The following is a 14071-nucleotide window of genomic DNA, read 5'->3' on the forward strand; positions in this document are numbered from 1 at the left end:
TCATGGCCCTAGCACCTCCGGGTTGACGATATGGGTGGGTGCGCCGCCGCTCAGCAGCGCGTCGAGGTCGTCGGCCACCATCTGCGCCTGCCGAGCCTCGGTGTTCCAGGTGGCGCCGCCGATGTGCGGCGTCAGCACGACGTTGTTCATCCCCACCAGCGGATGGTCGGCCGGCAGCCATTCGCCGACGAAGTGGTCGAGCCCCGCGCCGGCCACCTTGCCGTCGCGCAACGCCTCGACCAGCGCGTCGGCGTCGTGCAGCTGGGCACGAGCGGTATTGAGGAAGACCACGCCGTCGCGCATGGCCGCGAATTGCCGGGCGCCGATCATGCCGGCGGTGTCGTCGGTGACCGGGGCGTGCAGGGACACGATGTCGGCCTCGCCGAGCAGCTCGTCGAGGCCGTGGCGCGCGTCGGGGTTGTAGGGGTCGTGGGCGATGACCCGCAGGCCCAGCCCCGACAACCGCCACTGCGTGGCGTGGCCGACGGCGCCGAGGCCTACCAGCCCGGCCGTGAGGCCTGCGATCTCGCCGCCGCGGAACCGTTGATAGGGGATGGTGCCGTCGCGAAAGATGTTGCCGCTGCGCACATCCGCGTCCGCCGGCAGCACGTGTCGCGTGACGGTCAGCAGCAGGGCCACGGTCATCTCGGCGACGGCGTCGGCGTTGCGGGCGGGAGTGTTCAGCACGGGGACGCCGGCCGCGGTGGCGTCGGCGATGTCGACGTTGTTGGGGTCGCCACGGGTGGAGGCCACGGCGATCAGGGTCCGGTGCCCCGCCTCGAACACCGGGCCGCGCACCGAATCGCTTTCCACCACCACGATTTCGGCGCCTTCGCTCGCGATCCGGTCGGCCAGCTGCTCGGCGCTGTAGATGCGCAGCGGGGTTTGTTCGATCCACGGGTCATAGATCACGTCGGCCAGCTCGCGCAGCTTTTCGAAGCCCGGGCCACGCAGCGGGGCGGTCACCAAGGCGCGCGGTTTAGACGTCACGAATGCCAATGCTGGCGTACGGTGACGCCCGTGTCACGCAAAGACGTCACAATCGGCATCGACGTCGGCAGCACCGCGGTCAAGGCGATAGCCGCCGACGCCGACGGCAACGTGACCGCGCGGGTGCGCATCCCGCACGAGCTGCGGGTCCCGGCGGCCGACCGCCTCGAGCACGACGCCGACGAGGCGTGGCGGCGAGGGCCGTCGGCGGCACTGGACGAACTGGTCGCGCGGGCCGACGCCGCGGCGGTGGCCGTCTCGGCGATGGTGCCGTCGATGACGGCCGTCGACGAGGCGGGCACGCCGATCGCGCCGGGGCTGCTGTACGGCGATGGCCGGGGGCGCACCCCCGGCGGCGACGCCCAGCCGTTGCCGGCACTCGGCGAGGCCGCCGAGTTCTTGCGCTGGACGGCCGCGCACGCGCCGGATGCCGCCGGCTACTGGCCCGCGCCGGCGGTGGCCAATCACGCGCTGGCCGGCCACGCGGTGATCGACATCGCCACCGCCGCCACGGCATTCCCCTTGTTCGACGGGACCGGCTGGGATCGGTCCGCGTGTGCCGAGCGCGGCGCGCGCGCCGACCAGATGCCGCGGGTGGAAAGCATGGGAGCCGTCGTCGGTCAGGTGCGCGGCAGCGACGCCGCGCTGGCCACCGGCACCATCGATGCGCTGTGCGAACAGATCGTGGCCGGCGCCGACCGCGACGGCGACGTGCTGGTGATGTGCGGGACCACGCTGATCGTGTGGACGACCATTTCCGAGGCCCGGCAGATGCCCGGGCTGTGGACCATTCCGCACACCACGCCCGGCAAGAGTCAGATCGGCGGGGCCAGCAACGCCGGCGGGCTGTTTCTCGGCTGGGTGGATCGCGTTGTGGCGCAGGCGGATCCGACGGCCACCCAACCCGGCCGCGTCCCGGTGTGGTCGCCCTACCTGCGCGGCGAGCGCAGCCCGTTCCACGACCCGGACCGCCGCGGCGCGCTCGAGGCGCTGGACCTGACCCACGATGCCGCCGCGTTGCGGCGCGCCGCCTACGAGGCGTCGGGCTTCGTGGTGCGCCAGCTCATCGAGCTGTCCGCCGCGCCGGTGTCGCGCATCGTGGCCACCGGCGGCGGCACGCGCGTCGGACCGTGGCTGCAGGCCATCGCCGACGCCACCGGGCGCCCGGTGCAGGTGTCCGCGGTGGCGGAGGGGGCCGCGCTGGGGGCGGCCTTCCTCGCGCGCATGGCGGTCGGCCTGGAAACGACGATCGCCGATGCCGCCCGGTGGGTGCGCACCGAGCGCATCGTCGAGCCCGATCCCGCTTGGGCGGCCGCGGTCGAGGACCGCTACCACCGCTTCCTGGAGATGGCAGATCGCCGATGTGGCGCGCTGGCACCACCGCCGTTCTAGGCTGGTGCAATGACCGACCACGACCGCAAAGCCACCCGCCGGGAAATCGCCGACGCCCTGTCGAAAGCCGTGGAGCGGCGGCACGAAATCGCCGACGCCATCGTGGAATCAGAGAACAGGGCGGCCGCGGTGCAGTCGATCGTCCGGTTGCTCGACACGTCCCACCTGGCCGCCGAGGCGGTGATGGGCATGTCTTTCGATCAGCTCACGATCGACTCGCGCCGCAAGATCCTGGCCGAACTCGAAGACCTGAACAAGCAGCTGAGCTTCACCCTGGGCGAGCGTCCGGCGAGTTCGGGGGAGACCCTGGAGCTTCGACCGTTCTCCGCCACGACCGACCGCGACATCTTCGCCGTGCGCACCGAGGAGATCGGCGCGGCGGGCGACGGCTCCGGCGGTCCGGCCGGCAGCCTGGACGACGAGATCAGCGCGGCCCTGGGGCGCGTCGACGACGAGGAGGCCGCGTGGTTCGTGGCCGTCGATTCCGGCGAGAAGGTCGGCATGGTCTTCGGGGAGCTGGTCCGCGGCGAGGTCAACGTGCGGATCTGGATTCACCCCGACTACCGCAAGCGGGGCTACGGCACCGCCGCCCTGCGCAAGTCGCGGTCGGAGATGGCGTGGTGTTTCCCCGCCGTCCCGATGGTCGTACGCGCGCCGGCGGCCAAACCCCGCTGACCGCTACGCGGGTGGGAGCGCGCTTATGAGCCCAATGTCGCGCTGACCGCGATGATGTTGGGGTGCGGCGCTGTCGCGTCCTCGTCCGGGAAGTCCAGGCCGTAGTCGCCGAACAGATCCCGCCGTGCCCGGGTGGTCACCTGCCATCCCCGGCCGGTGAGATAGTCGACGACGTTGCTGCGCTCGCCGTCGAAGAACAGCCCCGACAGGTCGATATCGCAGCCGACCCTGGCCCACCTGTCGTTGAACTCCTGCGCGCGTTGCATCATCGTCGTCCCGTTGTCGGCGTGGTATTCGGTGGCCACCTTGCTCCCGGGTGCGCTGAGCGCGGTGATGTTGTCGAAGAGCCGGTCCTGCGCGTCGGGCGGCAGGTACATCAGCAGCCCCTCCGCGCTCCACGACGTCGGTGGGTCACGTCAAAGCCGCTGGCGCGCAGCGCCGCCGGCCAGTCCTCGCGCAGATCGACGCTGACGGTCCGCCGGTCCGCGGTGGGGGCGGCGGCCAGGCTGGCCAGGGTGGCGCTCTTGAATTCGACGACCTTGGGCTGGTCGACCTCATACACCACGCTGCCGGGCGGCCAGCCCAGCCGGTAGGCGCGGGCGTCGAGGCCGGCGGCCAGGATCACCGACTGGCGGATCCCGTCGCGCGCGGCATTGAGGAAGAAGTCGTCGAAGAAGCGGGTGCGCACCGCCATCGAATCGGTCTCCAGCGCCAGGTCCTTCGCCCCGCCACCCGGTGCCGCGTCGGCCTCGGACTCGGAGACCTCACCGTCGACTAGGCGGCGGAAGAAATCTAGGCCGACCGCGCGCACCAAGGGCGCGGCGAAGGGATCGTTGATGATCGGATTGGTCCCACCGCTGGCCAGTGCCCGGGCCGCGGCGACCATCGTGGCCGTGGCGCCGACGCTCGAGGCCAAGTCCCAGCTGTCTTGGTCAGTGCGTGTCATGCTGCTCCCAAGTTACTTAGCAAATGCAACGAGCCAGACGCACTCTACGCCCTTCGCCTGACGGCTTCCTGTGCTTTTTGCGGTGCCCTACGGCCCTCGGCGTCGGCACCCGATCGGAGCATTTCCAGCGGCCGCCGGAAAGGCCCTGACCGGACCTGACCGGACCAGCTGTTAGTCTCGTACACGGTTCGACGCGCGACGCCGTACGTCCTGGCCTGCGGGAGTTGGGCGCGTGATGCAGGAAACCCACGGCTGCGCAGGAGGAAGAGTTGCTTTCCGCTTTCATCTCATCGCTGCGGACAGTCGACCTGAGACGGAAGATCCTCTTCACGCTTGGCATCGTCGTCTTGTATCGGGTTGGCGCCGCGTTGCCGTCCCCGGGCGTCAACTATCCGAACGTCCAGCAGTGCATCAAAGAGGCCAGCGGCGGCGCAGCCGGGCAGATCTATTCGCTGATCAACCTGTTCTCCGGCGGCGCGCTGCTCAAACTCACCGTGTTCGCGGTCGGCGTGATGCCCTACATCACCGCCAGCATCATCGTGCAGCTGCTCACGGTGGTCATCCCGCGGTTCGAGGAGCTGCGCAAGGAAGGCCAATCCGGCCAGGCCAAGATGACGCAGTACACGCGCTATCTGGCGATCGCGCTGGCCATCCTGCAGGCGACCAGCATCGTGGCGCTGGCCGCCAACGGGGGCCTGCTGCAGGGTTGCTCGCTCGACATCATCGCCGACCAGAGCATCCTGACGCTGGTCGTCATCGTGCTGGTGATGACCGGCGGCGCGGCGCTGGTCATGTGGATGGGTGAGCTGATCACCGAACGCGGCATCGGCAACGGCATGTCGTTGCTGATCTTCGTGGGCATCGCGGCCCGCATCCCGGCCGAGGGCAAAACCATCCTGGACAGCCGCGGCGGGATGATCTTCACCGCCGTGCTCATCGCCGCGCTGATCATCATCGTCGGCGTGGTGTTCGTCGAGCAGGGCCAGCGCCGCATCCCGGTGCAGTACGCCAAGCGCATGGTGGGCCGGCGGATGTACGGCGGCACCTCGACCTATCTGCCGCTCAAGGTCAACCAGGCCGGTGTTATCCCGGTGATCTTCGCGTCCTCGCTCATCTATATCCCGCACCTGATCACCCAGCTGATCCGCAGCGGCAGCGGCGGCGTGGGCAACAGCTGGTGGGACAAGTTCGTCGGCAGCTACCTGTCCGACCCCAGCGACCCGGTCTACATCGGCATCTATTTCGGGCTGATCATCTTCTTCACGTACTTCTACGTGTCGATCACGTTCAACCCCGACGAGCGTGCCGACGAGATGAAGAAGTTCGGCGGGTTCATCCCCGGCATCCGCCCGGGCAAGCCGACCGCCGATTACCTGCGATTCGTGCTGAGCCGGATCACCCTGCCGGGCTCGATCTACCTCGGCGCGATCTCGGTGCTGCCCAACCTGTTCTTGCAGATCGGCAATGGCGGGGCGGTTCAGAATCTGCCGTTCGGCGGTACCGCGGTTTTGATCATGATTGGCGTGGGCTTGGATACGGTCAAGCAGATCGAGAGTCAGCTCATGCAGCGCAACTATGAAGGGTTCCTCAAGTGAGAGTCGTTTTGCTGGGGCCGCCGGGGGCGGGCAAGGGGACGCAGGCGCAGAAGCTCTCCGAGAAGCTGGGGATCCCGCAAATCTCCACCGGTGAGCTGTTCCGCAGCAACATCGAGAACGGCACCAAACTCGGCCTGGAGGCCAAGCGCTACCTGGACGCCGGCGACCTGGTGCCCTCGGAGCTGACCAACCAGCTCGTCGACGACCGGCTGAGCGATCCGGACGCGGCCAACGGCTTCATCCTGGACGGGTTCCCGCGGTCGTTGCAGCAGGCCAAGGCGCTGCACGAGATGCTCGAACGCCGCGGCACCGACATCGACGCGGTGCTGGAGTTCCGGGTCTCCCAGGACGAGCTGCTGGCGCGACTCAAATCCCGCGGCCGCGCCGACGACACCGACGACGTCATCCTGAACCGGATGAAGATCTACCGCGACGAGACCGCGCCGCTGCTGGACTACTACAGCCACCAGCTCAAGACCGTCGACGCCATCGGCACCATGGACGAGGTGTTCGCCCGCGCGCTGCAGGCCCTGGGCAAGTAGTCATGAACCCGCTGGCGCGGCTGCGGAGTCGCAAGGTGGTGCCGCAGCGCAGTGCCGGTGAACTCGACGCCATGGCCGCGGCGGGCGCGGTGGTCGCGGCGGCGCTGGAGGCGGTGCGCGCGGCCGCGGTATCCGGAGTGTCGACGCTGAGCCTCGACGAAATCGCCGAAGCGGTGATCCGGGACGCCGGTGCGGTGCCGTCCTTCCTCGGCTATCACGGCTACCCGGCGTCGATCTGCTCGTCGGTCAATGAGCGGGTGGTTCACGGAATCCCTTCGGCTGCTGAGGTTTTGGCGTCCGGTGACCTCGTTTCGATCGACTGCGGCGCGGTGCTGGACGGCTGGCACGGCGACGCCGCGATCACCTTCGGGGTCGGGACGCTGGATGCGGCCGACGAAGCGCTGTCGCAGGCCACCCGGGAATCGCTAGAAGCCGGGATCGCGGCGATGGTGCCCGGCAACCGGCTGACCGACGTATCCCACGCCATCGAGATGGGCACGCACGCGGCCGAGGCCCGCCACTCGCGGGCCTTCGGGATCGTCGAGGGCTACGGCGGGCACGGCATCGGCCGGCAGATGCACATGGACCCCTTCCTGCCCAACGAGGGCTCTCCCGGGCGCGGCCCGCTGCTGGCGCCCGGGTCGGTGCTGGCCATCGAACCGATGCTGACGCTCGGGACCGGCAAGACCGTGGTGCTCGACGACCAGTGGACGGTCATCACCACCGACGGCTCCCGTGCGGCACACTGGGAGCACACCGTCGCGGTCACCGACGCCGGGCCGCGCATCCTGACCCTGGCCTAGGAGCCTGGAGCTGACCTCGCCGCGATCGCAAGCGCGGCGTAGCCGGGCGCGGCGGGTCGGGGCCGTTGAACTCGCCGCGATCGCAAGCGCGGCGTAGCCGGGCGCGGCGGGTCGGGGCCGTTGAACCCAGCGCCGATTCGCCTCGTTCCCCTGGCAGGAGGTGATCGAGTGGCTCGTGTTGCCAACAGTGCGGCTGCCGAAGCCGCTCTGATGAAGGCGCTCTACGACGAACACGCCGCGGTGCTGTGGCGCTACGCGCTCCGGCTGACGGGGGACACCAGCCAGTCCGAGGACGTGGTCCAGGAGACGCTGCTGCGGGCGTGGCAGCATCCCGAAGTCATCGGCGACACCGAGCGGTCGGCGCGGGCGTGGTTGTTCACCGTGGCCCGCAACATGATCATCGACGATCGGCGCAGCGCGCGGTACCGCAACGTCGTGGGTTCGACGGACGTGTCGGGGGCGCCCGAACAGTCCACGCCGGACGAGGTCAACGCGGCCTTGGACCGGTTGCTGATAGCGGACGCGATGGCCCAGCTGTCCGCCGATCATCGCGCCGTGATCGAACGGTCCTACTACCGCGGTTGGACTACCACGCAGATCGCTGCAGACCTCGGCATCGCCGAGGGAACGGTGAAGTCGCGACTACACTATGCGGTGCGGGCGTTGCGACTCACTCTGCAGGAACTTGGAGTTACCCGATGAGGGGCTCCGAATGCTTGAGGGGTGAAGGACATGGATGAAATGAGTACGCCGGTGGCCGATATCGGCCCTCCAGAAGACCGCTACGCGATGTGGGATGCCGCATACGTGCTGGGATCGCTGTCGGCCGCGCAACGCCGCGAATTCGAGGCGCACATGGCGCACTGCCCCGCCTGCCGGGAGGCGGTCGCCGACCTCAGCGGTGTGCCGGGCCTGCTTTCGCAACTGGACCGCGACGAGGTGGCCGCGATCGACGAGTCCGGCCCGGCGCCGGAGATGTCTGACAAGTTACTGCCGTCGTTGCTGGCCGCGGTGCGGTGGCGCCGGCGCCGCACCCGGGTGGTGACGTGGGTGGCGTCCGCCGCCGCGGCCGCGGTGCTGGCCATCGGGGTGTTCGTCGGCCTTGAGGGGTGGTCGTCGACTCCGGCGCAGCAGGTGACCGCGTCGGCTGAGCCGATGGCGCAGGTGGGCACCTCGCTGCTGACCTCCAGCGTGCAGGTCACCGGCCAGCACTGGGGGACATCCATCGCCCTTCGGTGCGTGTGTTTGGCCCCGCTGAACGCGCACCATGACACGCTGGCGATGGTCGTGGTGGGCCGCGACGGCAGCCAAACCCGGCTGGCGACGTGGGTGGCCGTACCCGGCCACACCGCGACACCCGCGGGCGCGATCTCGACCCCGGTCGACCAGATCGCCGCCGTGCAAGTGGTCGCCGCCGACAGCGGCAAGGTGCTGTTGCAGCGTTCGCTGTAGAGGATCGGAGCCAGCGTGTTCGGCTACGGGCGTCCGCTTCGGGTGCTGGTGGTGGGCGCCGGCGTGGCCGGCATCTCCGTCGCCCGGGGATTGCTGCGCGATGGCCATGACGTCAGCGTCTTCGAGCGGCGGCCCGATGTGGAGGCCGCCGGCGGCGCGGTGACGATCTGGTCCAACGGCGAGACGGTGCTGAACCAGCTGGGTGTCGACATGGACGGCGCCGGTCGGCTGCTGGCCACCGTGCGGGCGGTGACGTCGGCGGGGCGTCCGCTGGCCACCCTCGACGTGACCGCGATGGTGCGGCGGTTGGGCGCACCGGTGCGGATGGTTCCGCGCCGCGTCCTGCTGGAACGGCTCCTGAAGGGGTTCCCGGTCGAGCGGATCCGGTGCGGCGCGCGGGTGATCGCGGTGATCGACTCGGGTGACGGGGTCCGCGTCGAGTTCGCCGACGGCACCGTCGCCGACGGGGACGTGCTGATCGGGGCCGACGGCCTGCACTCGATGGTGCGCGACTGGGTGGGCGCGCGCGACGCGAAGCCCACCGGCTGGTGTAGCTGGCAGGGCCTGGCCACTCTGCCGGAGACCCCCGAGATCACGGACTCCGACGCCGCGCTGATGATCATCGGTGCGCGGGGAAATCTCGGCCTGTGGCCGGCCGGCGGTTGTGACGTGCAGTGGTGGTTCGACCTGCCGTGGTCGCATGACTTCGTCAGACCGCAACGCCCGATCGAGATGATCCGGTCCCATTTCGCCGGATGGTCCGACTCGGTCGATCGGGTGCTGGCGACGTTGACCGACGACGATCTGGCCCGCTCGCCGTTTCCGCATTTCCGGCACCCGATCCCGCGCGGGGGCCGGGGCGCGGTCACGCTGCTCGGCGATGCCGCGCACACGATGCCGCCCACTCTCGCGCAGGGGACCAACCAGGCGTTGCTCGACACGATGGTGCTGTGCCGGGCGCTGGCGGACCTGCGTCGTGGGGCACGCCGCGGCGGCGCCGATGTGTCGAGCGCGCTGCGGTGGTACGAGAAGACCCGGCGGCGCAAGGTGATGGCCGTGTCGTGGGTGGCCTCGTTGCCGGTGTCGCACGGTGAACTCGTGTTGGGGCCGGCCGCACTGATCTCGGACCGGCTGCAGGCCTCGGCGCTGACGGCATTTCTGCGCGCCACGAGCCACCGCCGGATGTCCACTGAAATCAGCCGAAACTTGGGGGTAGCGGCGACGGTTCCGTCAAGCCCGTGAACAGCCCGGCGGATTGCGTGACGGTGCGAGGCGATGTCGATGCGCCGTCGCGCTGGCTGTGGTTGGTGAAGTGGTGTGTGCTGGCCGTCCCGCACTACCCGATCTTGATACTGCTCTACCTGGTGTATCCGTTCTCGGTGGCCGCCGCCGGCGCGGCCATCTTGTGCACCGGGCGATACCCGCGGCCGCTCTTCGAATTCAACGTCGGGGTGCTGCGCTGGTCGTGGCGAGTGATGAACTACCGGTTCCCGATGAACAGCACCGACAAGTACCCCCCTTTCACGCTCGCGCCTCAGCCCGATTACCCGGCCGACCTCGCGGTCGACTATCCGGAACGGCTGAAAAGCTCGGCCGTGCCGGCGAAGTGGCTGCTGGCGATCCCTCAGGTTCTGCTGTGCTGGTCCATGGAGCCGCTGCTGCAGGTGCTGTGCCTCATCGCCGCGGTGGCGCTGTTGTGCACCGGGACGATCCCGCACGGCGCGTTCGATCTGCTCATGGGCATGGTGCGCTGGCGCTACCGGGTGGCGGTGTACGTGTCGTTGATGCGCGACGAATATCCGCCGTTCCGAATCGACCTGGGTGGTCGATGACGCTGCGAAATCTCTTGTTTCCGTATGTCTATCGATTCGGTCAGCCGGTTTTCGACCGGCTCTTCTACCACCGCTATCGACGAGCTGCGCTGAGCAATGCCACCGGCCGGTTGTTGATGCTCGGACTGGGGCCGGGGACCGACTTGATGTTTCTGCCCGCGACGGTGACGTCGGTCGCCGCGGTCGAGCCCGAGGCGCCGTTTCGGCGGATGGCCTCCCGGCTCGCCGAGCGGCGCGGCGTCCCGGTGGACATCGTCGAGGGAGCCGGCGAGTCGATTCCCTTCCCGGACAACTCTTTCGACTCCGCGCATATCGGACTCGTGTTGTGCTCGGTCGACGACGTGGCCGCCACCCTCGCTGAGATCCGGCGCGTACTGGTTCCCGGGGGCCGGCTGGTCGTCCTCGAGCATGTGCGCGGGCACGGCGCGACGGGCCGGTTCCAAGACCTGATCGCCAAGCCGTGGTCGTGGCTGGCCGGCGGTTGCGAGCCGAACCGGCGAACCCTCGAGGCCATCGCCGCGGCCGGATTCGAGACCACCGCGCTGTGCAGCCTTCCGCGAACTCCGGTGCCCTTTCCGTGCAAACCCCACCTGCAGGGATTCGCCACCTCTACTCGACGCTGACCGCCTCGATGATGTTGAGGTGCGCCGCGCGTCGTGCCGGCGGCACCGAGCCGAGCAGGCTGATCGCCAGCGCCCCGAGCGTGAAGGCGAGCGCGGAGGGGCTCAACCGAAAGCCGACTTCGAAATTCATGACGCCCCCGCTGATGCGGCTGAACAGCCACTGGTCGGTCAGGCCGAGCGCAAGCCCCAAAACGCCGCCGACAAAACCGATTCCGGCCGCCTCCGCCAGCACCATCCGCAAGGTGAACCGACGGCTCGACCCCATCGCGCGCAGCACACCGATTTCGCGGCGGCGTTCGGTCACCGAGAGCGTCAACGTGTTGAGCAGCGCGACCGCGGCCACCGCCACGACGATGATCCACACCGCGTTGGCGATGAACATGCTCTGGTGCAGTGGAGCCTGAAGCCCCGCCAGCGCTTCGCGGCCGTCGTACACGTGGTTCGGCGCCGGCACCGCCTCGCGGACGTCGGCCAAGACTCGCTGCCGAGTCACTCCGGGGGCCGCTGCGATCTGCAGCGTCGTCGCCGCCGGGCGATCGAACCATGCGCGCATGTGATCGAGATCGATTCCGACGGTGCCGATGACGGTCGAGAAGAACGGCACCAAGGCCAGCACGGCCACCGACCGCGGGCCGTGCGGCGTCTGCAGCCGCAGTTGGTCGCCGGTCCGAACGTGCAGGGCCCTGCCCAGGTTCTGCGTGAGCACCACCCCGCGACCGGAGAGCACGTCGGCGCGCACCCGTTCGTCGAGCGCGCGGAAGAGCGCGTCGTGGCTGCCCGCGGAGAACCCGTCGAGCAGGACGCGGGTGCCGCCGACGACGGCGAACCCGAACGCGCCCTCCGTCACCCGCGCCACGCCGGGAAGCGCGGCGACCTTCTCAGAAAGCCCTTGTGGCAGAACGCCGGTCGGGTAGCTGTCGGGAGGGTCCGCGCTCACCCACACGTCGGCAGCGGCGACCGGTGCAAAGATGTCCCGTGCCGAGCGAATCATGTCGGCGTTCGTGCCGGTGATCACGACGGTGGTGAGCACCCCGATGAGCACGGTCATCACGGTCGCCCACACCCGGCGCGGTGCGCGCTCGATCGTCGCCGCCGCGAGCGCCCCGAACGAGCCGAACGTGCGCGCCGTCGCCGCCGTGGCATTGACGATGGGCGCGGTGAGAGCGAAGCCCAGGGCGATCTCGGCGCCCAACACGACGGCCATCGCGACGAATGCGTAGTTGCCGCGCTGGCCGGTGACGACAAACGTCGCGGCCGCGAACACCGCCACGGCCCCAACCCCACTCGCGACCCGCAGCCAGCGCGGCACGACGTCGGCCGCCGAGGCCCCTATCGGAGCCAGCGCCTCGATCGGCGAAACCTTGTACACCTGCCGCGCCGCCATCGCCGACGCCGCCACGCTGGTGAGCGCCGTCGCCGCCACCGCCAGCGGTATCGCATAACCGGGCAGCCAATACTCGATACGGGCCTCGAGTCCCTGTGTCATCGCCGGGGGCAATCGGCCGATCGCGATGTGGCCCGCCACAATCCCCATGCCGGATCCGATGGCTCCGCCGATCAGCCCGAGAATCGCGGCCTCCGCGAGCATGTCGCCGACGACGGTGGCGCGCCGGCCGCCGATCGCGCGCAGCATCGAGATGACCGGCCGGCGCGCGGTGATCGCCATCGTCATCGTGGTGTAGATCAAAAACGCGCCGACCACCAACGCGACCGCTGCGCCCAGCAGGGCCATGTAGTTCATCAGTCGCACACCATCACCGGCGCGGGCCGCCCGGAAGCTCGGGGCCGCGACGATCGCGCGCCCGTTCACGGCCCCGGTGACCGCGGCGCGAACGGCGCCGGCGTCGGCGCCCGGCTTCGTGCTGATCAGTATCGAGTCGAGTTGGCCGGTGCGGCCGGTCGCGTTCTGCGCCAAAGCAAGTGGTGCAAGAACGTAGTGCCCGCCGTTGAGGTCCGCGTAGTGTTTGCCGGCGAGCACGTCGGTGACCGTGACCGAAGTCGAACCCAGTTGGAATGCTTGGCCTTTCGCATAGCCGACACGGGGCCCGACCTGGACGCCGGACGGCGCCGCGGACAGCGCCTGCACGGGCCGGGTGACCGCGTCTTTGAGGGTGCCACCCAGAGCGGCGGTGCTCGCATCGGCGCCCAGCAGCAGCACCGGCCCCGTCGGCGTGGACGCCGACGTGCGAATCATCGGTGCCGCGGTGGCGACGCCGGGGACGGCTGCGACCTCCGCCAGGATCGAGTCGGGGAATCCGGCATCGGTGATGCCGGACACCTCGAGCGCGGCGACGCCCGCGATCCCGTCGGACAGCCGGCTGACCGAGCCGGTGATCGACCCGAAGATCCCGATAATCGCCACCAAATACGTTGCCGAGACCGCCATTACGGCGATCGACGCGAACGTGCGGCGCCGATGCACCCCAAGCTCCCGCAGACTGAACACGCGCAGCCTGCTCGCCGTCGCCGTGATCTTAAAGCCGCGCTGCGCCCCGGGTTTCACCCCGCGACCGCCATAACGTCCGACCCGACCCGGCCGTCCTGCAGGGTGATCACCCGGTCGGTGGCCGCGGCCGCCTCGGGGTTGTGGGTGACCATCACCACCAGCCGGCCGCGATCTTCCTCGTGTGCCACCTCGGCCAGGAGCGCCAAGATCGATGCGCCCGTCGTGGAGTCCAAGTTTCCGGTCGGTTCGTCGGCCAGGATCAGCGGCGGGTTCATCATCAACGCGCGCGCCACCGCCACCCGCTGCATCTGGCCGCCGGACAGTTCCGCCGGCCGGTGCTCAGTCCGGTCGCCGAGTCCGACGCGTTCCAGCAGCCGGATCGCCCCCGGCTTGGCCCTGCCCAGCCGGACGCCGTCGAGCAACTTGGGGATCGCCACGTTCTCCCAGGCCGACAGCGTGGGCAACAGATTGAAGAACTGGAAGATGAAGCCCACCCGGTGATGGCGGAACCGCGACTGCTGTTCGTCGCCGAGGCGGCCGATCTCTTCGCCGTCGAAGGCGATGGACCCGGAATCGGGGGAATCCAATGCGCCCAGAAGGTGCAGCAACGTGCTTTTGCCCGCGCCGGAGGGCCCGACGATCGACACGAACTGCTCGTCGGCCAGCCGCAGGCTGATGCCGTCGAGTGCGCGCACCGCCTGGCCGCCGACCCGGTACTCGCGCACGACGTTGCGCAGTTCGATCGTCATTAAGGCACCACGGTGGCCGGCGGCGA

At 69.5% G+C, this 14071-nt stretch carries 13 protein-coding genes and 1 pseudogene; 10 read left to right on the top strand and 4 right to left on the bottom strand.

Annotated elements, in window-relative coordinates; translation table 11 throughout:
• Entirely contained in the window at nucleotides 1-990 is a 990-nt protein-coding gene (locus ACZ50Z_RS24645) for an NAD(P)-dependent oxidoreductase (protein WP_464485876.1), read from the bottom strand.
• Nucleotides 991-1020: 30 nt separating this feature from the next.
• Here ACZ50Z_RS24645 and ACZ50Z_RS24650 point away from each other — a divergent pair, with 30 nt between their 5' ends.
• Complete coding sequence (locus ACZ50Z_RS24650; protein WP_464485877.1) at nucleotides 1021-2382, top strand: xylulokinase; 1362 nt, start codon at nucleotides 1021-1023, stop codon at nucleotides 2380-2382.
• Between the two features lie 9 nt (nucleotides 2383-2391).
• Entirely contained in the window at nucleotides 2392-3057 is a 666-nt protein-coding gene (locus ACZ50Z_RS24655) for a GNAT family N-acetyltransferase (RefSeq protein ID WP_464485878.1), read from the top strand.
• 23 nt (nucleotides 3058-3080) lie between these two features.
• On the opposite strand, the pseudogene ACZ50Z_RS24660 reads toward ACZ50Z_RS24655, so the two are convergent.
• Nucleotides 3081-4003 (bottom strand): annotated as a pseudogene (locus tag ACZ50Z_RS24660) (SAM-dependent methyltransferase).
• A gap of 269 nt (nucleotides 4004-4272) precedes the next feature.
• On the opposite strand from ACZ50Z_RS24660, the gene secY reads away from it, so the two are divergent.
• The 8 genes from secY (at nucleotide 4273) to ACZ50Z_RS24700 (ending at nucleotide 10850) form a co-directional block, all read left to right on the top strand.
• Nucleotides 4273-5598 carry a preprotein translocase subunit SecY gene (gene secY / locus ACZ50Z_RS24665; protein WP_020823569.1) on the top strand — a complete coding sequence of 442 codons (1326 nt, stop codon included), beginning with the start codon at nucleotides 4273-4275 and terminating at the stop codon, nucleotides 5596-5598.
• Nucleotides 5595-6140: an adenylate kinase gene (locus ACZ50Z_RS24670; protein WP_464485879.1), complete on the top strand. Its 546-nt coding sequence runs from the start codon at nucleotides 5595-5597 to the stop codon at nucleotides 6138-6140. Before secY ends, ACZ50Z_RS24670 begins: the two co-directional genes overlap by 4 nt.
• Before the next feature lie 2 nt (nucleotides 6141-6142).
• Nucleotides 6143-6943, top strand: a complete 801-nt coding sequence (gene map, locus ACZ50Z_RS24675) for a type I methionyl aminopeptidase (RefSeq protein ID WP_464485880.1) — start codon at nucleotides 6143-6145, stop codon at nucleotides 6941-6943.
• Nucleotides 6944-7111: 168 nt separating this feature from the next.
• Complete coding sequence (locus tag ACZ50Z_RS24680; RefSeq protein WP_464485881.1) at nucleotides 7112-7645, top strand: sigma-70 family RNA polymerase sigma factor; 534 nt, start codon at nucleotides 7112-7114, stop codon at nucleotides 7643-7645.
• A gap of 30 nt (nucleotides 7646-7675) precedes the next feature.
• Nucleotides 7676-8395, top strand: coding sequence for an anti-sigma factor family protein (locus tag ACZ50Z_RS24685; protein ID WP_464485882.1), 720 nt, complete (start codon nucleotides 7676-7678; stop codon nucleotides 8393-8395).
• Nucleotides 8396-8410: 15 nt separating this feature from the next.
• Nucleotides 8411-9637 (top strand): FAD-dependent oxidoreductase, encoded by a 1227-nt coding sequence (locus ACZ50Z_RS24690; protein ID WP_464485883.1) that lies wholly within the window; start codon nucleotides 8411-8413, stop codon nucleotides 9635-9637.
• A gap of 23 nt (nucleotides 9638-9660) precedes the next feature.
• On the top strand, nucleotides 9661-10227 hold the full coding sequence (locus ACZ50Z_RS24695; RefSeq protein WP_464486393.1) for a DUF4389 domain-containing protein: 567 nt from the start codon (nucleotides 9661-9663) through the stop codon (nucleotides 10225-10227).
• Nucleotides 10224-10850 carry a class I SAM-dependent methyltransferase gene (locus ACZ50Z_RS24700; RefSeq protein WP_464485884.1) on the top strand — a complete coding sequence of 209 codons (627 nt, stop codon included), beginning with the start codon at nucleotides 10224-10226 and terminating at the stop codon, nucleotides 10848-10850. Before ACZ50Z_RS24695 ends, ACZ50Z_RS24700 begins: the two co-directional genes overlap by 4 nt.
• Here the strand turns inward: ACZ50Z_RS24700 and ACZ50Z_RS24705 are convergent.
• The gene (locus ACZ50Z_RS24705; protein ID WP_464485885.1) at nucleotides 10837-13353 is read right to left on the bottom strand and encodes an FtsX-like permease family protein; all 2517 of its coding nucleotides are present in this window, start codon (nucleotides 13351-13353) and stop codon (nucleotides 10837-10839) included. The genes ACZ50Z_RS24700 and ACZ50Z_RS24705 overlap by 14 nt on opposite strands.
• Nucleotides 13350-14045 (bottom strand): ABC transporter ATP-binding protein, encoded by a 696-nt coding sequence (locus ACZ50Z_RS24710; protein WP_464485886.1) that lies wholly within the window; start codon nucleotides 14043-14045, stop codon nucleotides 13350-13352. The genes ACZ50Z_RS24705 and ACZ50Z_RS24710 overlap by 4 nt, the downstream gene beginning before the upstream one ends.
• Nucleotides 14046-14071 lie beyond the last annotated feature (26 nt).

Source organism: Mycobacterium sp. NTMscope_MAC_269, from assembly GCF_976985695.1.

What these genes read in the sequence shown, in the direction of transcription:
- ACZ50Z_RS24685 (WP_464485882.1), top strand. Translation starts at nt 7,676, where the DNA reads ATGGATGAAATGAGTACGCCGGTGGCCGATATCGGCCCTCCAGAAGAC.
- ACZ50Z_RS24655 (WP_464485878.1), top strand. Translation starts at nt 2,392, where the DNA reads ATGACCGACCACGACCGCAAAGCCACCCGCCGGGAAATCGCCGACGCC.
- ACZ50Z_RS24700 (WP_464485884.1), top strand. Translation starts at nt 10,224, where the DNA reads ATGACGCTGCGAAATCTCTTGTTTCCGTATGTCTATCGATTCGGTCAG.
- ACZ50Z_RS24710 (WP_464485886.1), bottom strand. Translation starts at nt 14,045, where the DNA reads ATGACGATCGAACTGCGCAACGTCGTGCGCGAGTACCGGGTCGGCGGC.
- map (WP_464485880.1), top strand. Translation starts at nt 6,143, where the DNA reads ATGAACCCGCTGGCGCGGCTGCGGAGTCGCAAGGTGGTGCCGCAGCGC.